22 protein-coding genes are annotated in these 18,506 nt (G+C 69.5%); 5 read left to right on the top strand and 17 right to left on the bottom strand.

Annotated features, from left to right (window positions below; all coding sequences use genetic code 11):
* Positions 1–5: 5 nt before the first annotated feature.
* On the bottom strand, positions 6–998 hold the full coding sequence (locus tag OVA02_RS11475) for a J domain-containing protein (protein WP_267658449.1): 993 nt from the start codon (positions 996–998) through the stop codon (positions 6–8).
* The gene (locus tag OVA02_RS11480; RefSeq protein ID WP_267658451.1) at positions 995–1,627 is read right to left on the bottom strand and encodes a hypothetical protein; all 633 of its coding nucleotides are present in this window, start codon (positions 1,625–1,627) and stop codon (positions 995–997) included. The genes OVA02_RS11475 and OVA02_RS11480 overlap by 4 nt, the downstream gene beginning before the upstream one ends.
* Positions 1,628–1,699: 72 nt before the next feature.
* Here OVA02_RS11480 and OVA02_RS11485 point away from each other — a divergent pair, with 72 nt between their 5' ends.
* Genes OVA02_RS11485 through OVA02_RS11495 form a run of 3 tightly spaced genes read left to right on the top strand, consistent with a single transcriptional unit; the run spans position 1,700 to position 4,545 of the window.
* Positions 1,700–2,755, top strand: coding sequence for a DUF2637 domain-containing protein (locus tag OVA02_RS11485; RefSeq protein ID WP_267658452.1), 1,056 nt, complete (start codon positions 1,700–1,702; stop codon positions 2,753–2,755).
* Entirely contained in the window at positions 2,752–3,483 is a 732-nt protein-coding gene (locus OVA02_RS11490) for a hypothetical protein (protein WP_267658453.1), read from the top strand. Before OVA02_RS11485 ends, OVA02_RS11490 begins: the two co-directional genes overlap by 4 nt.
* Positions 3,484–3,513: 30 nt before the next feature.
* Positions 3,514–4,545, top strand: a complete 1,032-nt coding sequence (locus OVA02_RS11495; RefSeq protein WP_267658454.1) for a hypothetical protein — start codon at positions 3,514–3,516, stop codon at positions 4,543–4,545.
* A 21-nt stretch (positions 4,546–4,566) separates the two neighbouring features.
* Here OVA02_RS11495 and OVA02_RS11500 read toward each other — a convergent pair whose 3' ends face one another.
* The 5 genes from OVA02_RS11500 to OVA02_RS11520 form a co-directional block, all read right to left on the bottom strand.
* The gene (locus tag OVA02_RS11500; protein WP_267658455.1) at positions 4,567–4,854 is read right to left on the bottom strand and encodes a hypothetical protein; all 288 of its coding nucleotides are present in this window, start codon (positions 4,852–4,854) and stop codon (positions 4,567–4,569) included.
* Positions 4,851–5,540: a hypothetical protein gene (locus tag OVA02_RS11505; RefSeq protein ID WP_267658457.1), complete on the bottom strand. Its 690-nt coding sequence runs from the start codon at positions 5,538–5,540 to the stop codon at positions 4,851–4,853. The genes OVA02_RS11500 and OVA02_RS11505 overlap by 4 nt, the downstream gene beginning before the upstream one ends.
* Before the next feature lie 15 nt (positions 5,541–5,555).
* Complete coding sequence (locus tag OVA02_RS11510) at positions 5,556–6,344, bottom strand: ImmA/IrrE family metallo-endopeptidase (protein ID WP_267658458.1); 789 nt, start codon at positions 6,342–6,344, stop codon at positions 5,556–5,558.
* Between the two features lie 269 nt (positions 6,345–6,613).
* Positions 6,614–7,141 (bottom strand): hypothetical protein, encoded by a 528-nt coding sequence (locus OVA02_RS11515; RefSeq protein ID WP_267658460.1) that lies wholly within the window; start codon positions 7,139–7,141, stop codon positions 6,614–6,616.
* On the bottom strand, positions 7,138–7,362 hold the full coding sequence (locus OVA02_RS11520; protein ID WP_267658461.1) for a hypothetical protein: 225 nt from the start codon (positions 7,360–7,362) through the stop codon (positions 7,138–7,140). Before OVA02_RS11520 ends, OVA02_RS11515 begins: the two co-directional genes overlap by 4 nt.
* Positions 7,363–7,451: 89 nt before the next feature.
* Here OVA02_RS11520 and OVA02_RS11525 point away from each other — a divergent pair, with 89 nt between their 5' ends.
* Positions 7,452–7,736, top strand: coding sequence for a hypothetical protein (locus tag OVA02_RS11525; RefSeq protein WP_267658462.1), 285 nt, complete (start codon positions 7,452–7,454; stop codon positions 7,734–7,736).
* 10 nt (positions 7,737–7,746) lie between these two features.
* Here OVA02_RS11525 and OVA02_RS11530 read toward each other — a convergent pair whose 3' ends face one another.
* From OVA02_RS11530 to OVA02_RS11560, 7 genes are all read right to left on the bottom strand, one after another.
* Positions 7,747–8,379 carry an RES family NAD+ phosphorylase gene (locus OVA02_RS11530; RefSeq protein ID WP_267658463.1) on the bottom strand — a complete coding sequence of 211 codons (633 nt, stop codon included), beginning with the start codon at positions 8,377–8,379 and terminating at the stop codon, positions 7,747–7,749.
* Positions 8,376–9,044: a hypothetical protein gene (locus tag OVA02_RS11535; RefSeq protein WP_267658464.1), complete on the bottom strand. Its 669-nt coding sequence runs from the start codon at positions 9,042–9,044 to the stop codon at positions 8,376–8,378. The genes OVA02_RS11530 and OVA02_RS11535 overlap by 4 nt, the downstream gene beginning before the upstream one ends.
* A gap of 310 nt (positions 9,045–9,354) precedes the next feature.
* Entirely contained in the window at positions 9,355–9,852 is a 498-nt protein-coding gene (locus OVA02_RS11540) for a hypothetical protein (protein ID WP_267658465.1), read from the bottom strand.
* A 28-nt stretch (positions 9,853–9,880) separates the two neighbouring features.
* Positions 9,881–10,315, bottom strand: a complete 435-nt coding sequence (locus tag OVA02_RS11545; protein WP_267658466.1) for a hypothetical protein — start codon at positions 10,313–10,315, stop codon at positions 9,881–9,883.
* A gap of 173 nt (positions 10,316–10,488) precedes the next feature.
* A complete protein-coding gene (locus OVA02_RS11550; protein WP_267658467.1) occupies positions 10,489–10,842 on the bottom strand; it encodes a hypothetical protein in 354 nt (117 codons plus the stop codon).
* Positions 10,843–10,907: 65 nt separating this feature from the next.
* Entirely contained in the window at positions 10,908–11,702 is a 795-nt protein-coding gene (locus OVA02_RS11555; protein ID WP_267658468.1) for a hypothetical protein, read from the bottom strand.
* Between the two features lie 43 nt (positions 11,703–11,745).
* On the bottom strand, positions 11,746–14,481 hold the full coding sequence (locus OVA02_RS11560; RefSeq protein ID WP_267658470.1) for a hypothetical protein: 2,736 nt from the start codon (positions 14,479–14,481) through the stop codon (positions 11,746–11,748).
* 36 nt (positions 14,482–14,517) lie between these two features.
* Between OVA02_RS11560 and OVA02_RS11565 the strand changes: the two genes are divergently transcribed.
* Positions 14,518–15,045 carry a hypothetical protein gene (locus OVA02_RS11565; protein ID WP_267658471.1) on the top strand — a complete coding sequence of 176 codons (528 nt, stop codon included), beginning with the start codon at positions 14,518–14,520 and terminating at the stop codon, positions 15,043–15,045.
* Positions 15,046–15,051: 6 nt separating this feature from the next.
* Here OVA02_RS11565 and OVA02_RS11570 read toward each other — a convergent pair whose 3' ends face one another.
* The 3 genes from OVA02_RS11570 to OVA02_RS11580 form a co-directional block, all read right to left on the bottom strand.
* A complete protein-coding gene (locus tag OVA02_RS11570) occupies positions 15,052–16,287 on the bottom strand; it encodes a hypothetical protein (protein WP_267658472.1) in 1,236 nt (411 codons plus the stop codon).
* Positions 16,288–16,553: 266 nt separating this feature from the next.
* Entirely contained in the window at positions 16,554–16,757 is a 204-nt protein-coding gene (locus OVA02_RS11575) for a hypothetical protein (RefSeq protein WP_267658473.1), read from the bottom strand.
* Between the two features lie 183 nt (positions 16,758–16,940).
* The gene (locus OVA02_RS11580) at positions 16,941–18,443 is read right to left on the bottom strand and encodes an SPFH domain-containing protein (protein ID WP_267658474.1); all 1,503 of its coding nucleotides are present in this window, start codon (positions 18,441–18,443) and stop codon (positions 16,941–16,943) included.
* Positions 18,444–18,506: the final 63 nt, after the last annotated feature.

The following is an 18,506-nucleotide window of genomic DNA, read 5'->3' on the forward strand; positions in this document are numbered from 1 at the left end:
GACGGTCAGGCCGTCTGCGGATGCGCTCGGCCGGCTCGCCTGTCCTTGACCCGCTGGACCTTCTGCCAGGAGGAGAAGGCAGCGCCAGGTGCGGATGCGACGACGAGGTCGGCTTGGTTGAGCACGACCCAGGAGCCGGGGGCGATGTCGTCCCAGACGCGGATGACTCGGCGGTCTCCTGTGGTCGCGTCTTCGATGACGGCGTTGCCCTCGGCGACGGCGTTGACGAAGTGGATGGGCACACCCGTCGCAGCCGACACCTCGTTCAGCACCTCCCACGAGCGATGCTGCTTGAACCGTCGGCGGAGCGTTCCGAGAGAGGCCAGGCTGCGTTCGAGCAGTGCCCAGCCGGCGCTGGCGGTGATCAGGGCCGCTCCGGCCGCTCCGGTGAGCGGCGTCCCGAGAAGGGTGCTGGCGATTCCGGCGGCTGCCATGACACCGGTGAGGACGTACCCGACCTTGCGCGCGGGGCGGAAGAGCGTCAGCGTCCCGCCGACGAAGGACAGGAAGACGAACAGGTCAGCTTCGTGCGTACCCGCGACAGTGAGCCCAGCGACGATTGCCGCGAGGGCGATTCCTCCCGCGACGACGCGGACGGCGCTTCCTGCCGGGAGGACCCGCTTCCAGTCGATGCCTCGCGGGTCCTTGCCTGTCTGAGGCTCGTAGGTGCGATCGGGGTCTGGTGCGACCCACTCCGGCTGCGAGGCAGCCATCGTGGGTGCTGACTTCGCCGCCGGAGGGGCTGCCGCGGCCGCCGGGGCCCTGAACTCGATGGTCCGGTCGTACCGCGCCCGCCTGAACTCGTCAGAGAGTGCGTGGTACGCGGCGTTCAGCGTCATCGTCATCGCTTCGCCCAGCGGACCGACAAGGTCCGGGTGGTGCTTGCGGATCAGGTGCCGGTACGCGTCGACGATCTCATCGCGTGTTGCGGTCGGCAGAACGCCCAGCACCTCGTAGTGGGTGGTGCTGGGCGTCTGCGGGGACGTGTCGGTGCTCACTCCGCCGAGGTCACCTCGATGGTGAAGCCGACGCGGACGGTGACGAGAGCCTCCGGCACGATGTCCAGGTACTCGCGCAGGGTCGTCGGCTGCTTGAGCACGACGGGCTCGCGGACCTCGACGGACTGCGACAGCTCGAGGATCTCGACGACCTTCGCCTCCTCCCCCTCGAGAGCCTCCTCGTAGTCGAGGACGGCGCCCTTGGAGCTGTCGATGGCGTTGATGCGGGCCTCGCTCACGAGGGAGGCGTACGCGTCCTCCGTGAGGGTCCAGGTGACGGGGCTCGGCACGATGGTGACGAGCTCGCTGTCGAGCAGACCGGAGCTGTCGAGCCAGCCGTCGACGTCGGCGTCCTCGGTGAAGTGCACGTGCAGGGAGAAGCTCGCCTCGTACTGGCCGACGAAGTCGACGACGCGGATGTCGCTGGCGACCGGGGCGTACCCGGAGCCGAAGGTGACGCCGTCGAGGGTCGACAGGAGCGAGTCGATGTAGCCGGCGGTCTCGCCTTCCGCTTGCTCCTGCGTCGGCACCGGCGGGAAGGTGAAGAGGATGTCGAAGCTGCCGGCGTTCAGGCGGCGTCGCGCGAAGCCGTCGATGGGCACGCGGACGATGGTGGCGTTCGTGGTCATGTGGGCTTCCGTTCCTGGCGCCTTGGTGCGCCAGTTCAAAGACATGCGGCAGGTGCCGCGCATGACAGCGGCATGACCCCCACCCCCGAGGGCGCAACGTCTGTCGCGCCGACGACAGCCGTGCCGCCGCATCTCACCGAGGCCTCTGGCGTCGACGCGCTACGCCGCGTCCTCCGCTGGCCCGTCATCGTCACCGTGGCCGTCATCATCGCCGTGGCGTTCCTGCTGTCCTTCCAGGCGCAGACCGACCTCGCCGTCGCCGCCAACATGGACCCGTCCGTCGCCTGGGGGCTGCCCGTCGTCATCGACGGCACCATCCTCACCGGCACGTTCGCGACGATGCTGCTCGTTCATCACCGCCGGCGGAAGGCCCGCGCGATCGCCACCGGCTCCGCCATCCCCACAGCACCCATCGAGCCGCGCAGCTCCTGGTACCCCTGGGCGGTCCTGCTGTCCTTCGGGGCCCTGTCCATCTGGATCAACTCCCTGCACGCCACCGCGCGCACCCCGGAGACGTGGGAGCTGCAGCTCATCGGCGCCGTGCCCCCGCTCGGCCTGCTGCTGTCCACGCACCTCCTCGTCCTCATCCTGCACAAGGCCAGCCAGACCACCGGCTCGCTCCCCATGCCGGTGACCGTCCCGCTCCTCGAGGAGCAGCCGTCGGCCGAGGCGGAGGGCGTCTCGGTGGACGAACCGGCCGAGGTGCCTGTGACGGAGGCCGTGGCCGTGGCGGCGCCGGCTCCTGCTGTCGAGCCGGTCGCGGTGCCGAGCCCCGTCGACGTGCCCGTGGCTCCTCCGGCTGCTCCGCCGGTGGCCCAAGTGGCCGCCGCTCTCGAGCGCGCCCCTGAGGCTCCGTCCGCCCCGGACGTGCCCGCGGCCTCAGCTCCTGCCCCGGCAGCGCCCGCGGCGGTCACCCCCGCTGCCGCTCCCCCGCGCGCCCGGACAGCGCCGGCTGCGAAGCGCGCTCCGGCCCTGACCCGGGACGAGGCGTACGGCCGCTACGTGGCCGAGCTCGAAGCGGGCCGACCCGTCACATCCGACGACATCGCGTCGTGGATGCACCTGTCCCCTGTCCGAAGCACCAAAACCCTCGAGCAGTTCGCTGCTCAGGTGAGAGAGGCTGCATGAACTCCCCCGCAACCCTGACCCGCACCCGCCCGTACGACACTGCCGGCGGCTGGAACGAGCGCCGTGTGCACGCCGACGGAGTCTCGTACTGGCGAGACGGCGAACTGCACCGCGCCGACGGTGACGCCGTCATCCGCGACGACCGCCGTGAGGCCTGGCTCTTCGGCGTGCAGCTCGAGACACCCGACCACGACCTCCGCGACCCGCTGAGCTTCGCTGGACAGACGAAGTCCGGCCGGCTCATCTGGCACGACCAGCGGGGTGCCATCCGAGCGACGACCGTGATCAACGCCGCCGGCGTCTCAGAGACCCGGTGGTTCGACGCCGATGGCGAGCCGGAGGAGCACTGGCGCGGGAACTACCACGTGCGCCGTGTCCTCGGCACGGGTGAGGTCCGCTACTACAAGCAGCCCGAAGGCTCGAAGCCGATCCTTCACCGCGTCGACGGGCCCGCGGTCGAAGACGCCGCCAACGTCGTCCGTTCCGTCTGGTGCGTCGATGGCGCTCGTGTCGAGGGCCCGCTCGAGCTCCTCATCAAGCACACCGTCCGAGCGGAACAGGCCATGCAGCACGGCCGGCCGATCGTCCGGCTCCCGCTGACCGACGCTCAGAAGGGGCGCCTCCGCATCACGGTCATCAGCCACCCCGACACTGACCTCGCCTCCGACATCGCCATCGCGTTCCCCGACGAGTACCACGCAGCCCTGCAGGCCATCCAGGAGGTCTAGGCCGTCGGCCGCCTGCGTCACACTGGCTACATGACGAGCGACGACGCCCAGCTAACTTCGAGCCCAGGGCATGTTCCCGACAACGTCCTTGCTGCGGCCGTGCTGCCCTCGTTCAGCCCACTCAGCAGTCGGACACGCCTGCCCGACGCGATGCGAGCTCCCGCCGAGACTGCTGTCCGGCTGCAGATGCTGGCCGATGCGGCACCGGCCTACGAGATGCGGGTCCTCGCAGCGTTCTCGGCACCCCGGCAGGGCGCGACGACAGAGCTTCTCGCGCTCCTCGCTTCCGCCGGGGAGCAGTTCGGGAACGCAGTGACCGCCTGCCTCGAGGGGCAACGATGGCTCTTGGCACCGGCAGCCGGAGGTCGCGAGGTCATGGGCGCCCGAGCGATGGCAGACGACGTCACCTACCGGCTTCTCTCGGTCTCGCACAACCTCGTCAACGCGGCCCTGAGGACACTGCACCTGTTCCCGCACTTCTCTGTCCGGCCCACGGGAATCCTGGCCAAGGCTGTCGATCTCATCGGTGCCGCTGGGAACGACCAGGAGCGCGATGCCTGGCTCAGCATGAACCCGAGCACGACCGAACGACTTCTCGTCGACGCCCAACGACAGGAGATCCCGGCGTTCCTCGCCCTGGCACAGCCTCTGAACGACCTCGCGAACACCCCACGGTGGGAATCAGTCGTCGAGCTGCGGCACAACGACTATCACCGACGCCGGGCGATGTCGCTTCCTGGCGGCATCTCGGCTGAGAGCCCGTGGTCCGAGGAGCCAGGCGACGGCGAACGCGCGACCGGCTTCGACCTCTTCAAGCAGTACACGCCCCCGGACCCTCGACCGATCGTCGATGACGCGGAGTGGGCACTCTTGACGCTCGGCTTGCTCATCGACAAGTGGCTCGACGACTGGGAGTCGTCCATGGCAGTCGTCAATGAGATGGCCAACGCCGTCACGCACGAGGAAGCAGCCACGAGGAAACGCGAGCAGGACGAGGAGCGAGCTAGGCGTCAGCAGCAGCCCCGCGGCAACGCGGGGACGACGCAGGGGCGACGACAGTAGGACGTCAGCCTGCGGAACGCCTCACTCGGACGGCGACACCGCGGCGACGCACTCCACGCACAGGCGGAAGCTCGCGTGGGACCGCTCGACCATGCCGGGGATCTGCTCGAGGGTGACCTCGCTGGTGTCCCAGGCGACGGTGGCGCCGCAGGCCGCGGGCCCGTCGGCGCCGCCGCCGCGGAACATGCCCTGGTCGGTCAGCTGACGAATGTGGTGCGGTGAGGTGCCGGTGGCGGTCACCCGCTCACAGAGGGCGTAGCGGGGGCCGGCCGGCGCGGTCGGGACGAGCTTGCTGAGCAGCTTCTTCATCGTGCGTCGACCTCCACGACGGAGAGGCTACGGCCTTCGGCGCGCAGGTGGTCGAACTCGGCCATCGCCCTGATCGCCAGCTCCTGCCTCGTCGACCAACGAGCGACGGCGTACTTGCCGAGGTCGGCGGCGCCGGCCCGGACGGAGTCGAGGAGGGTCTGCGCCTCGGCGCGCTCGGTCGTGTAGGTGTCGATGCGTCGACGGGCGATGGCGAGGACTTCCTGGCGGCCGTCGGCAGTCTCGCGGTCGTACTTGCCGTCGCCGGCCGGGATGAGGTTCTCGGTGATGGCCTGTGAGTTGGTCCAGGTGCAGACGTTGAGGTCCCGCGTGGGCAGGACGAGAGACAGGGCGAACGCGGTGTAGCGGGGCTCCCCGTCGAAGCCGACGTCGTCGCTGCCGCGCCCCATGGTGGGGAAGCCGCGGTGGGCCAGCTTGAACTCGGGGTTGGCGATCGCGGCTTCGAGCTCGGCGATGTGGCTGTCGAAGGTGGCGATACGGCCGGCGATGTGGTCGGCGTAGCGGGAGGCGTCACGCGGGGTGGCGACGACGACGTGGGTGTAGGCGCGGGCGGTCTGCCGGCGGGAGATGGTGCCGTCGGGGTGCGTGATGCTGAGCTTGGGGGTGCTGGCCACGAGGATGCCTTCCGTCCGGCGCTGGGCGGGGTCCCGGCGCGTCGTCGAGGTCATGCGCGGCAGCTGGCGTCAGGCGGGCACCCTCGCTGGCAGGCCGAGTGCCGCGGCGCGGGTGGACGCGAACGCTGGCGAGACGTCGAAGACGTCGCCGACCCTCCACGAGTCACCGTCGAGGTCTCGCCAGGCGGTCGTGAACTCCGCGGCCGGTGCGAGTAGGCCCGTCGCGAAGAGGTTCGCTTGGACCGTGGCGCGGTGGCTGTAGCGGCGGCGGAGCACCCGGCCGCCGCGGAGTCCAGGTTGCAGGTAGTGGGTGAAGTAGGCGCCGAGGGTGCAGGCGACGTTCAGTCGTTGCCGTCGGTCGCTGCCGACGGAGAGCGGGTTGATGGCGAAGTCGCCGGCTCCGAAGATGACGAGCTGGACCTGGTCGCTGCCTTGACGCTCGAAGCGTCCGCCGAGGCGTTCGAGGAGTCCCCACACGTCGGCGTGCCCGTTCGACGCGTAGATCTGGTGGTGCCGGCCGACGGCCTCGCCGTAGGCGCGGAGGTCGTCGTACCTCAGTGGTGACGTCTCAGGGTCGAACACCTGGGCGGCGCCGGGGACGTGGCCGAGGTTCAGCTGGTGTCGGCCGAGTGTGGTCGTGTCGGACGCTGCAACGAGGGACCTCGTGCCGGGGACGTCGCGGATGAGGTTCTTCTGCCGTGCGTACGTGAGGCCGTAGAGCGCCTCCTGCCGGGTGCAGCTGGTCTGGCGGATGACGGCGTCCAAGCTGTCGTCGAGCGTCGTCGGGCCCTGGCGGTGAAGCGTCTCGACCAGTGCTTCTCCTGCCCTCTGGGCGGTGGCGGCGGTGTCGATGGTCATGGGGTCCTCTCGGTCGTCAGGACCATGCGCGGCGCAGGCCCAGCTCATGGTCTTCGCGCCACGCCGACGTACCCCTGATCTGGAGTTTCTCTGCTGCGGCCCCTACAGTGGCGATCGCACTCGGAGGACTGGCCGACCGAGCGCACACGAACGGAGCACCCCATGCAGCGCGAGCACCTCGAACCCCTTCTCGAAGTTGAGACGGACCGGTTCGTTGAGGAGCTGCTCCGTGAGCAGGCCGACAACGCCGGGCCCTCCTCCCCCGACATCTACGCGTAGTCACCCCGCGTCGGCACGGTCCGTGTAAGCGGCGCCGCACCCTCTGCTCGGTCCAGTAGGCCGACCAGGTGATGCCGCGGCGCCTCCACCGGCTCGTCACCCTCGACGTCGACCGTCACGGTCTCCGCGCCCACGCTGATGGCGGTGACGGTCTGGATTCCGTGCTGCTGTGACCAGAAGGTGTCACCGGTGTCGAGCATGTCGTAGCGGGCGAGTCCGACGAGAGCGTCGAACCGCTGCGCGTCTCGGTCACGACCGCGGAGACGGACCGTTCGACCGGTCAGGTGATCGAGGCGGTCCGCCATCAGTGTCTCGGCATGCTGCCGGAGCGGGTGGACGGTGACCTCGCGCCAGCCGTCCATGAGAGCTGCTTGCGCGTCGAGGTCGGGCACCTCGAGGAGGACGGCCTTGAAGGTGTCGTTGGCGACCGACCAGAGGGGCTGGCTACCATCGGCGAGCCGGCCGGGAGTCTCAGCCGGCGTCGTGGTGACGCCGAGGATGAGCTGGTGATCGGTCATCGGCCCGGGCCGCACGCGATGACGGGAGCGTTGATGTCTTCCGGGTGCTCGAGCAGGTGCTTGATGGTCGGGAGCGCGTCGCCGATCGCCTGGGCGATGAGGCCGTTCACAGCGACGGCACGCTGCGGGTCCTTCTGCCGAAGCTCGAGGTGCGGCGCCATGGCGACCTCGGTGGCCTGGGCGATGATGCGGATGTCGGTGATGTCGAGTCCGTCGGCCATGGCGGTTCCTTCCTCGGGCGGGTGTTGTCGAGGAGGTCATGCGCGGCGGCCGCACGGGGCCTGAGATGGCGCCACGTACGATGGAACGCATGGGCGAGGACAGGCGGCCGGGCGACGATGTCGACCTGCCCCAGCAGTCCCAGATTCGCGACGTGGGCGGCGTCGAGGTGACGCTGCTGTCCACCGGCGAGGGCCGGTGGGAGGTCGCCACTGGGTCCACGCCGATCGGCCGGCTGATGGAGCTGCCCGGGTCGCTCGACGAGCCGTGGCGCCAGTTCACCGTACGGACACCAGCGGGCGACGGCGAGGGTGTCACGGACGACTGGCGGGCCGCGGTCGGCTACCTACTCCGGGTCGCGAACGAAGCCGCCTGAGGCTGAGCTTCTACGCGAGCACTCCGTAGCCGATTTCGCGTGCCGCACGGTCGATGACGGCGTCGATGCTGGCGTCGGTCAGAAGCGCGTGGAGCTGGGGCCTGAGGGGGAACGCCGGCTCCCGCTCCGTGCGAGAGAACAAGGTGATGACAGGCCTGCTGGTGATCGACGACAGTGCGTACAGACCGTCGACTCTGTCTCCGAGTCGCATGTCGATAGCGCGGGCCCAGGCTTGGGTGCTTCGCTTGTCGCCCATCATCATCGACGCGGCCGAGCCGTTCACCACGGGCCAGTTCGTCGTCAGGTCAAGGAGAGTCAGGTCGCGTGCTGGCTGCCACGCGACGAGCGCGGGCGCGCCCTGTGCACGGGCGATGACGCGACGGTCCTGGTAGACCTCGGCGAACGCAGTGGTCGGGTCGGCTGAGGCGTAGAGGACGCCAGCGTCGGGGTCCATGCCGACGGGTGAAGCGTGCGGGTCCCAGCGCTGTTTGGTGATCGGACCGTAGTGGCGCAGGGCGTCCCACGCGGTGGGGTGCGGCCCGGCCGTGCGGTAGATCCGCCAGAGAGCGGCGTCGGCACCGAAGGTTCTGAGGTGCTGCCCGTCGGTGGTGAACGTGTCGGGCGGCGTGACGGGGACCTTCACGACTGCAGGAAGCTGTCGAGGATGTCCACGACCTCCTGGACGGGCTTGCCGAGCTGCAACCACTCGGCCGGCGTCACCTGGGTATCTTCGATGCGCAGGTCCTCCTGGCGGGTCGTCATGAACCCCTGAACGCTCGAGGCGTGCATCTCTTCGGGGATTGCTGCAACGAGGGCGGGGAGACCGGGGAGTACCGGCTGCTTTGCGTCGTCGGTGAACTGCCACGCCGGGAAGCGACGCTTCGTGCCGACGAGGAAGCTGTAGAGCGTGCCGGCCACGACCCGGTGGCGGATGCTGGAGGCGTCCCGGTCGAGCCGGGCTGCGACCTCCGCTGAGCTCAAGGAGCCTGCGACAGCTTCGAGGCGTGTTCGGCGCTCGAGCGCGGAGAGCTCTCCACGGGCGACGGACGCCTCCGACTCTTCCAGCTGCTCCTCCGTCATGGCTCCTGAGGAGACGAGGAACGCGGCCTGACTCTCGGTCATGGAGCTGACTCGCGCCGGCGGCGCCTTGAGGAGCTCGGTGGCCTCCTGCAGGAGGCTGGTAGCGAAGTCGACCCCGCGGCCGCTGCTCAAGACGGTCCCGAGGAACGTGTCGATGCTGAGGATGAACTCGCTGTTGATCGGTGGCAGGTCAATCTTCTGGCCCAGCTCGGCGAACGCGTCAGACATGTCGGCTCCTTCTCGGGACACCCTGCCCCGGTACACTCCAAATCGTAGGTGCGAATCAGCGTGCACGCCAGAGGGTGAAGCAACTTGCACGCCAACCATTCCTGCAGGCGCTGTGGCTGTCACGCGGCCAGTAGCGGTCGGTAGGTTGCCGACCCCGGCTGCTTGGCGAGGAACTCCGCCGTCATCGGTCGGATGCGCATGATCTGCTCCGGACGGGGCGGCGGACCGAAGCGGTGACCGCACCGGCAGAAGACGTTGCCGCCTTCGAAGACCGCACCGATGGTGTGCCGGTGCTCGGCCCCGGTGGCCACTAGAGCTTCCCGGCGGTCGCGGTCCGGGCACGGTCGCGGAGCCAGCCGGACACTGCTGTGACGTGGTGGCGGGGGATGTTCGTGTCGGTCTTCTCGAGTGCGGCAGCGCTCTCGGCGATCGCGGCGCCGGTGAGGTGCTGGCGGCTGACGTCGAAGGCGCTGAGGTTGCCAGCGAGGGTGACGGCGGTGCGGACGCGCTCGACCCACTCCGGGACGGGCAGCGGGTCGGCCCAGCGGAGCGCCCCGTGCTCGGCGCGGTCCGTGAGGTCGCTGACCGCCGCCAGGGCGGACTGGGCGGTGAGAACGTCGGCGATGGTGGCGCCGTGCACAGCGGTGACCGGCAGCATGCTGACACTGTCGGTGTACCGGTGGACTGTGACGCCGAGGAGGCCCAGCTCGTGGAGTAGCTGGGCGTCGGCCGCCCGTAGTCGGGCGACCTCGGCGGTCAGCTCGCGGATGGTGTCCGCGTCGGTCGTCGGCTGGACCTCGTTCGTCATGCCTGGTTCATGCGCGGCGCCCGCGCGTTCAGTTGCGCACCGTGACCTTGAGTCGGTCGATGTAGTCGAAGTAGTCCTCGAGGGCGTCGATCTCCGCTTCGGTGGGGTACCGGGCGGACCCGGTCTTCACTCCTCGCTCCTCGCGGTAGCTGTCCTGCATGCGGACCACCGCATCCATGTCTACGACGGGGTGGGCCTTGATGAGCTCCTGGGCGATGGCCAGGTCGGCGAAGTCCCACTCCCCGAGGAAGTAGTCGCGGATGTCCTCCCGGGTGACGACGATCGCGTCTTCGAGCTCCGGGGTGGTGTCCATCTCGGCGAGCTGGAAGGCGTACTCGACGACGAAGTCCAACGCGGCGGCCGCCTCCGGGTACTTGCTGGCGAAGGCGGCGATGTCGGCGGTGCGCTCGGGCGGGAGTCCCGCGGCTGCTGCGGTCTCGGCGGTGTGCTGGTTGCGGTACACGGTGGTCTCCTTCAGTTGGCCGTCCCACTGACGGCCTCATCTACTACATGGGGCAGGGCGGCGCAAAAGTTAAGCCGAATCAGTGGATTTCTTGGACTGGCCGCAGATCGGTCGCCCCCCGTGCCGGCGCCGAGCTGGAGGCGATGTCCAGCTCGGCGCTAGCAGGTGCCGCCTCAGCGGAGCACGAGCTTGCGGACCTCCTCCTCCAGGCTCGTGTCGGGCTTCTCCTGGATGCGGTCGTGCAGGACCCTGAACTTGGCCCACCCGACGTGCTCGTAGAGGTGGTCGCGCCACGTGTTGCGGGCGAGCAGCGGGGTCAGTCCGAGACGGCTCCTCGGGTCGTCCGAAGACTCGAGGTCCTGCACGTCACCCTCGGGGAACGTGAGCGCGACGAGGAAGTCGAGGACCTCCTCCATCCGCTGAGCGTCCTCGTCCGAGAAGTGCAGCATCACGCTCATGTCGATGCGGCGGGCGGTGCGACGCTTGAGGCTGCGGCGGTGCTGGCGCGTGATCGTGGTGGCAGTCATGGTGTTCCTTTCAACGGGTCGTATTTCGACCCTCACCATGTAGAGGGGGCATTCCACCTGAAAAGTTAAGCCAGGGCCGCAAACTCCTTCAGCCGGCTCGCGCTCAGGGCCCGTCGCATGCTGTCCACGACGTCCTGGCCGAACAGTTCGAGCACCGCCTCGTCCTCGAACCGCTCATTGAAGAGGTCCTCGAGCGGCAGGTACTTCGTCGCCTGCCGTGAGACGAACCCGTGGTCCATCGAGTGGTGGAGCGACAGAGCGTTGTCGGCGAAGTCGACGAACTTGCCGACGACGACCCGGGCGCTCTCCCGCATCGCCTGGTCGACGTGGCCGACGTAGTGGACGTTCTTCTCCGCGCGGGTGAGCCCGGCGGGCAGGAGGTCGTTCGTCATGCCGCGGACGGCACGGGAAACGATGTAGCCGAAGTGGTGGGCGATGTAACCGAAGGCGATCTCTCGAGCGGCGGACTCGTCGGCGATCGTCGTGCCGGGCACGGTCGCGAGACGGGCGAACTCCCACACGTGGTCCTCGACGGTGTCGTGGAAGACGATGGCGAGGAGCGTGTGCTCGTCGGTGACGCCGTACCGGATGGCGCGGAGGGTGTTCCGCAGCGGGTGCTCGACGTAGTGGACGAGCTGCATCGGTCCGCGCTGCCGGCGGTGCTTCGCCCGGTGAAGGTAGGCCGCCAGGTCGATGGCGCGCTCGAACAAGGCAGTGTCGTGACCCATGCGGGTCACCTCGGTGAGGATGGCCGTCCGAAGCAGCGACGCCTCCATCTCCTTGAGAGGCAGGTCGCGGATGGCGCTCTCCACCGACACGAGCTCGGTGAAGGTCGTGGCGGGAAGGCTCTGCTCAGTCATGCAGAGCCCATGCGCGGACGGCCACCGTGGACCTAGCCGCCGGTCACGCGCGGACCAGGTCCGTGCCGGGCTCCTTCACCGGGAACCGCAGGCTCAGCAGCTCCTCCGTGAGGGGCGCCTCCTGCGTGACGGGGAACTGGTCGAGGAGCTCACCGATGGACGAGCCGGCCGGGTCATGGTCAGCCTTCGCCATCGCGTGGCCGAGGGAGCGGAGGGAGTTGTCCCAGTACGTGCCGGGGACCTTGCTGTTCCGGTACGGGTAGTGGAGGGTGAGCTTCTTCCGGTGGCCCTCCCAGAGGCTCTCGTCACCGAAGTCTTCGAGGAAGCGGGTGTGCTCGCGGGCTTCGTTCGCTGCCTCCCAGAGGTGGACCATGCTCATGTAGAGCTGCTGTCCCCGGTCCCTGATGCGGCCACGGCGGATGTATCCGACGTACCATGCGTCTCCCGCCTCGGTCTCCTTCGCGAGGGCCTCGTGGTCGGACCACACGACGGCCTCGTTGGGCGCGTCACCCCAGTAGCGAGTCTCCTGCGGGCTCTGGGCCCGTCGGCTCCCGCGCCCGAAGCCGTCCTCTCGCCAGGCGTGGGAGTGCGTCTGCCAGACCCGCACCGTGACGGTCTCGTCGTCGACGATGGTGAGGGTGACATCGCACTCCTCCTGGTTGAGGTCCTGCCTGTCCCAGGTGCTGGCGAAGTAGACCTGCAGGCCTGTCGGTCGCTTGTCGAGCCCGCCCTCGTAGTAGCGGACGAGGATCGGCTCCTGGCCCTTGGCGCGGAGCTTCGCCAGGGTCTTGTCGACGCCGTCGCGGAGCTGTGTGTCGGTGAGGTGCCGGTCGCGCTTGACGCCGACCTTCCAGCTGTCCCAGGCGTCCGTCTTGTGGAGGTAAGTCCAGCCAGCGACCTGGGCGTTGGTGAGCGTCTTCCACTCGCGGACGGTCTTCTGCTTGCCCGCCGCGGTGAAGTCGATGAGGGTGACGAAGACGTTGGTCGCAACGGCCTCGGCTGAGAAGGTCCGCGGCTGCGGGATGACGGCGAGGTAGTCGCTCGAGCGGCGGACGATCGCGACCGCCGTGGGGTGCTCGCGGAGGATGGTCGCGGCGACGTCGGCGTCTCGTGAGGAGCCCTTCGCTCGACGTCCGGCCTCGGTGAGGATGCTCTTCGCGGCCTTGCGCTCGTGGTCGCCGTCACCGTTCAGGGCGCGGTGCCAGAGGTTCTTCGTCTTCCACCAGCTGATGAGCTCGCCGGCATAGCTGTCGGCGCCGTCGGGGTCGACGAGGTGCGCGCTGGCGAGGTTGCCTGCGATGAGCTGCCGGAAGGGGCGCTCGTCGAGCTCCTCTTGCTGCTTGAACGCGATGGCCGCGGTGAGGGCGGGGAACATCTGCACGTAGGCGTGCCGCTCGGACCGCGAGGTCAGGTAGTACTGCATCTCCTCGATGGTCACCGCGTCGATGGGGATCACGGTGTCGCCGGCGCCCTTCTGGATGCGGTACCGGGCGCGGGTCTTCGGCGTGTGCTCTTCCATGTAGCCGTAGCGGGTTCGCACCCAGATGGTGTCGGTGCGGGTGAACAGGAACGAGAACGACTGGCTGTCCTCGGTCTCGATGGTGTGCGGGACGAGGGTCTCCGGCGCAGAGGCGCCCTCAGGGGTGACGTTCGATTCCTGGTCGGAGTACCTCTCGAAGCGGCCGATCACGCGCTGGCCGATGGTGAGGCGGGCCATGCCGGCTCGGTGCCAGTCGCGGAAGCTCACCTTGCCGGTTCCGATGGCGAAGTGGTCCTCGTCGTCGGCGATGATCTGGGCGAAACCCTCCTCGTAGTGGTCAGGGGTGAGGAGGTTCAGGCCTGCGACGGGGAGGGGGTGGAAGACGGTCGTCCGGTCGACGAGGCCCTGCAGAATGAGGGCGATCTTCATGTAGTGGCGGGTGCGGGCGTCGGCGCGCTCCTCGGCGTCGAGCCAGGCCTTCGTGCCGGGCTTGAGGGGCTCGTACTCGCCGTGGCGGGTGCGGCCGGCGAACATGCCAGTGAACTCGTCACGGCCCGGGACGAGACGCCGGCCGACCTGGAAGTCGGTGGTGTGAAGGTAGACCTGGTCGCCGTTGCGAATCAGCCACCAGGACTCCTTGTCCGCCTCGGCGGCGCTCATCGCCGTCCACGGGTCTTCGTACTGCTTCGAGGCGCGGCGGGGCATCATGGCGACGACGGCGCGGCGCTCGGGGATGACCTGGTCGAGGTGGGCGGGGTCTTCCAGCAGCCACTCGGTGAAGGCGTCGATGTTCCGGAAGTCGATGCCGCCCTCGGCGGCGTTGAGCGCGCTCTCCTCGTCCATGGCGAGGACGAGCTGTCGGATGGTGAGCGGGACGTTCGCCGGTGCGGCTTCGCCGTCGCGGAGGGTCTCGATGTACTCGTCGCGGCCGAGGTAGAGGTTGACGGCGCCGATGCCGTCCTCGAGGCGCTTGGCCATCTTGAGCATCGGCTCGAGCTCGGCCATCTTCGCTCGGAGGATGGCGTTGGCCTCGTTGACGGCGCGCTCCATGACCGCCTTCGCAGCCGCCTGGGCCTCGACGGCTGCGGTGCGGGCCTTGACGACCTGCCCGTAATCCTTCGCCAGACGCATCTTCGTCTCGGCAGCGGTGTCTGTGTTGAGGGCGAGGCCGGTGCCGGTCTCGATGTCGGACGCGGTGGTGACCGCCTCGTCGACCGCTGAGGTGAACGCCTCGAGCGCGGAGCTGATGTCGAACGCCGGCTCGGCGTCGTCGCGGGCGGGGGTGGTCTGCGTCGTCATGGGAAGGTCATGCGCGGCGGGCTCTAGGCTCCGGGGATGACCGACCTCCCGGAGCCTGGCCGCCCCGATCGCCTGCCGTCGGATGACGCTGACGCGGAGCGCTTGTTGGAGGTGCTGCGGTCGGTGGCGGGCTTCGACGTGCCGGCGTCGGCCAGGTCTCGGGTGGTGCGTGAGGTTCTGTGGTTCCTGTGGGAGAGCCCGCGCCTGCCGGGCCCTCTCGTGGCGTCGAAGTACCCGCGGGCCTACCCGTGGTCAGCCGCAGCTCGGGCGTCCGTCGAGGATGGAGCGTCGTGGCGGCCGGGTGGGCTGAACCTCGTCTTCGAACACCTCGAGCCGCGGCGGATCCTCGTGCAGGAGCTGGTCGCCAGGGCTGCGACCCTCGGAGCTGCCGAACTCGAGGGGCTCCTGCATCGCGGGCTCGCCGCCGCTGTCGTCACGAAGGCCGAGGACGCGCACCTGACGAAGTCCGGCCTGAGTCACCGGATGCCGGCGGGCCAGGGAGGCCCGTGGGCCCGGTACTTGGCGGCCGGCATCGACGTCGCCGGGTTCGCTCCCTTGCCGTGAGGTAGCTCAGGGCTCCATGACGTCGTGGAGGACGACGCGGATCAGCTCGATGGTGCCGTTCGGTCGCTTCCAGTAGTGGAGACGGCGTGCGGAGGCGGTGTTCGACTCGATGTTGGCGCGCATGCAGACGGCGCCGTCGGCGTCGGTGGTGACTCCGGAGTCGCCGGCTTCGTTCTGACGGAGCGGGTGGACGCGCCTGCTCACGGAGGTGTCGGCGAGCCCGGTGAGGACGTCCACCGCGCAGCGGAGTGCCTTGGCGAGCTTGTCGGAGGTGAGGTCGGAGAGGCTCGCCGTGAAGCGGTCGCTGAGGGCGTACGACGGCAGCGGCATGGCGACCTTGTCGGAGGCGGGGATGCGCTCCACCCAGGCGAGGTAGATGGCGTGGCGGGCGGCGTCGTCCTGGTCGAGGAACTGCTCGAGCGGCAGCGCAATGCTGTCGGTGCCGTCCTGACGTTTCGCGCGGGCGGCTCTGGCGGCGGACCCGGCGATGCGCTGCGCCTCACGCGAGACGCGGAGGTTCGACTCGGCTGTCGCGAGCTCGCGGCGGAGTTCGGCGGTCGCGGCGGCGAGCCTGCGTTCGGCGGCGTCTTCGGCGGTGGCGAGGGCCGCTTCGAGCTGGCTGACGCGTGCTCGCTCGGTGGCGACGGATTCGAGGGCGCACTGCAGCGCCGACTTCGATGACTGCGTCGGCGCCGGCGTGCTCGGCTCAGAGGGCACGGCGACCGTCTCGGCCGGCTCGTCGCGGCGCACGGCAGGAGCTGCTCCGACAGGGCCGGGGACGACGCCGGCGTCGCGGACGCTGCGGAGCGTCTCCACGAACAGCGACGCGGACGACGCAGGGTCGGGCGCTGTCACGGTGGTGAAGGACAGGAGGGCGGGGCTGAACTTCCGGGCCACACGGATGAGCGTGCCGGTGACGGTCGACTTCACGTCCGCCTCGTAGGCGAAGACGAGAGGCGACAGGAACATGTCCTCGAGCCAGCCCGTGCCGACAGGGTAGACGCGGGCGGCGCCGCCGTAGACGGAGAACCCCTCCCCCAGGTTGTCGGTCAGGCGCCACGTCAGGTCGCCGGTCTCGATGATGAAGACTTCGGCCTCGTCGCGCAGGGTGGTGGCGACATCGGTGTCGTTGAAGCGGGTGTGGGCGGTGCCATTCGGAGTGGAGATGAGGACGACAGGTTGGTCACGGTCGTCGCTGCGAAGCCACGCCGTGAGCTCGTCGAGCTCCTGCACCGTCGTCACGCGACTGGGCTGCACCTGCTCACCGTCCCCTCGGCTTGCTCCTGCGGGTGCTTCAAGAGTAGACGCGGCGGGTGTTCGGCCGAGAGCTGCGGCGACTTCTGGGCTCAGGAGACTGCCGATGCTGGACGAGAGGGTGCGGGAGGTCATGGACGTTCCATGCGCGGCGGAGGAGCGGGCCGTGGGGCGGGGCGGGTGGCGAGCCGGGGCGCCGCACACGTAGGTGGCACCTGGGAGCCGGGGCGGCAGTGTCCTCCGGCTCCCTCGGACTACTTCTGCCCGAGCAGGCCTCGGTGGGCCCGGTTGTACGCCTCGAAGGCGTCCCGGCACTCCGGCGAGGCCGGGTCAGCGAGTTCCGCACGGACCGCGTCGAAGTCGGCGACGTCGTGCGTCGGTGAGGTGAGCGCTGCCTGATCGCGGCGTACCTCGGTGAGGCGCGCCTCGAGGTGCGCCCAGGGGGCGGGACCTGTCACGAGGTCGTCTCCGGGTCTGGGCCGTCGTCGGCGTGCTCCGCCCAGAGGATGGCGGTGCTGCGGTGGAAGCCGGGGATGGGGTGCGCTGTCGTAGGGGTCACGCGTGGCTCATGCGCGGCGCCGGCCAGAGATGACGAACGGCGGCCCAGCCGGAGCTGGACCGCCGTCGTCGTGGAGCGGGTGCTACTTCGTGAACACCTCCGCGGGGACGTCGAGCGTGCCGGACGACGTCGGGCGGGCGGTGACCGCTGCGGCCTTGCCGGCGGCGGCGCCCCCGAGGACGTTGCCGATGATCGTCTTGAGGTCGAGGCCCATGGCGCCGAGGGTGCCGTCGAGCTCGCCGAAGCCGCTGACGACGTTCTTCGTCAGGGCGGAGGCACCGTCGGTGGAGACGACGGTGAGGTTGTCGATGTTGCCCATGGGCGCTGCGAGCTCGCGGGCGATCTGCGGGAGCGTCTCGATGAGGCGCAGGCCGATGAGAGCCTCCGACTGCTCGGCGACGGCCTCGGCGGCCTTCTTCGTGGCCTCGGCCTCGGCGTCACCCTTGGCGCGGATGGCGTCGGCCTCGGCCTTACCTTCGGCGGCGACGGCATCGGCTGCGGCGGTGCGGGAGTCGCGCTCCGCGTTCGCTTCGATGAGGCGGGCCGACGCGGCGCTGGTGCGGGAGGCGAGGTCAGCCTCGGCGCGGCGGATGAGCGCGGCGGCCTCGGCCTCCGTCTCGAGCTGCGTGCGTCGGGCGCTGGCCTCCGCCTCGAGCTCGGTCTTGCGGCGGTTCGCCTCGGCGACGGCGACGACCTCGGACTCGAGCTCGGCGGCCCGGAGCTCGGCGCGTCGGGTGGCGGTGACCTGCTGCTCCTGGACGACGGCCTGCTGCGCCTTCGCCTCGGCGAGGGGCTTCGCGGCTGCGGCCTCGGCGGCGGCGCGGTCGGTGTCGAGCTGCAGGGCTGCCTTGCGGAGCGCGAGCGTGTTCTCGGACTCGGCGATCGCCTGCTCGGCGACGACGGACTCCTCTCGGGCCTCGCGCTTGGCCTGCGTCTCGGCGACCTCGGCGGCGAGACGGACGCGGGCCTGCTCGGCGCGGCCGAGGTCCTGGATGTAGCCGTTGTCGTCGGTGATGCCCTTGATCTCGAAGGAGTCGACGTCGAGACCCTGGTTGAGCAGCGACTCGCGGGCGACGTCGAGGACGGTGCCCCCGAGCTTGTCGCGCTCCTTGATGATGGTCGACACGTCGGTCGCGCCGATCGACGCGCGCAGCGAGCCCGAGAGGACTTCCTGCGTGAAGTTGTCGATGTTCTTCTCCTGGCCGAGGAAGCGCTGAGCGGCGGCACGGATGGCGTTGTCGTTCTCGCCGACCTTGACGATGGCGACGGCGGCGACGCGGATGGTGACGCCGTTGCGGTCCTGGGAGACGGTGTCGATCTCGATGGCGCGGGAGGTCAGCGACAGCTTCGCGGCCTTCTGGAAGAAGGGCTTGAGGAACACGCCGGAGCCGTGGACGACCTTGATGCCGGACTCCTCGGTGACGGTGCCGTCGGTGCTGGTGGTCTTCTTCGAACGGGTGCCGGTGATGATGAGGGCCTCGTCGGGGCCGGCGTTCTTGTAGACGCTCTTGAGGTAGATGAGCACGACGAGGAAGGCCACGATGACGAGGCCGACGATGGTCGCGATGTTGAGCAGGTTGGGCATGGATGTCTTTCTCGCGCGCGTGGCGCTGACGGTGACGCGCGGGCGCGCGGGGACCAGGAAGGG

This window comes from Frigoribacterium sp. SL97 (assembly GCF_026625765.1).
GTDB lineage: Bacteria > Actinomycetota > Actinomycetes > Actinomycetales > Microbacteriaceae > Frigoribacterium.

What these genes read in the sequence shown, in the direction of transcription:
- OVA02_RS11540 (WP_267658465.1), bottom strand. Translation starts at nt 9,852, where the DNA reads ATGACGAACGAGGTCCAGCCGACGACCGACGCGGACACCATCCGCGAG.
- OVA02_RS11550 (WP_267658467.1), bottom strand. Translation starts at nt 10,842, where the DNA reads ATGACTGCCACCACGATCACGCGCCAGCACCGCCGCAGCCTCAAGCGT.
- OVA02_RS11525 (WP_267658462.1), top strand. Translation starts at nt 7,452, where the DNA reads ATGGGCGAGGACAGGCGGCCGGGCGACGATGTCGACCTGCCCCAGCAG.
- OVA02_RS11580 (WP_267658474.1), bottom strand. Translation starts at nt 18,443, where the DNA reads ATGCCCAACCTGCTCAACATCGCGACCATCGTCGGCCTCGTCATCGTG.
- OVA02_RS11555 (WP_267658468.1), bottom strand. Translation starts at nt 11,702, where the DNA reads ATGACTGAGCAGAGCCTTCCCGCCACGACCTTCACCGAGCTCGTGTCG.
- OVA02_RS11500 (WP_267658455.1), bottom strand. Translation starts at nt 4,854, where the DNA reads ATGAAGAAGCTGCTCAGCAAGCTCGTCCCGACCGCGCCGGCCGGCCCC.
- OVA02_RS11490 (WP_267658453.1), top strand. Translation starts at nt 2,752, where the DNA reads ATGAACTCCCCCGCAACCCTGACCCGCACCCGCCCGTACGACACTGCC.
- OVA02_RS11565 (WP_267658471.1), top strand. Translation starts at nt 14,518, where the DNA reads ATGACCGACCTCCCGGAGCCTGGCCGCCCCGATCGCCTGCCGTCGGAT.
- OVA02_RS11485 (WP_267658452.1), top strand. Translation starts at nt 1,700, where the DNA reads ATGACCCCCACCCCCGAGGGCGCAACGTCTGTCGCGCCGACGACAGCC.
- OVA02_RS11505 (WP_267658457.1), bottom strand. Translation starts at nt 5,540, where the DNA reads ATGACCTCGACGACGCGCCGGGACCCCGCCCAGCGCCGGACGGAAGGC.
- OVA02_RS11520 (WP_267658461.1), bottom strand. Translation starts at nt 7,362, where the DNA reads ATGGCCGACGGACTCGACATCACCGACATCCGCATCATCGCCCAGGCC.
- OVA02_RS11560 (WP_267658470.1), bottom strand. Translation starts at nt 14,481, where the DNA reads ATGACGACGCAGACCACCCCCGCCCGCGACGACGCCGAGCCGGCGTTC.
- OVA02_RS11480 (WP_267658451.1), bottom strand. Translation starts at nt 1,627, where the DNA reads ATGACCACGAACGCCACCATCGTCCGCGTGCCCATCGACGGCTTCGCG.
- OVA02_RS11510 (WP_267658458.1), bottom strand. Translation starts at nt 6,344, where the DNA reads ATGACCATCGACACCGCCGCCACCGCCCAGAGGGCAGGAGAAGCACTG.
- OVA02_RS11535 (WP_267658464.1), bottom strand. Translation starts at nt 9,044, where the DNA reads ATGTCTGACGCGTTCGCCGAGCTGGGCCAGAAGATTGACCTGCCACCG.
- OVA02_RS11495 (WP_267658454.1), top strand. Translation starts at nt 3,514, where the DNA reads ATGACGAGCGACGACGCCCAGCTAACTTCGAGCCCAGGGCATGTTCCC.
- OVA02_RS11515 (WP_267658460.1), bottom strand. Translation starts at nt 7,141, where the DNA reads ATGACCGATCACCAGCTCATCCTCGGCGTCACCACGACGCCGGCTGAG.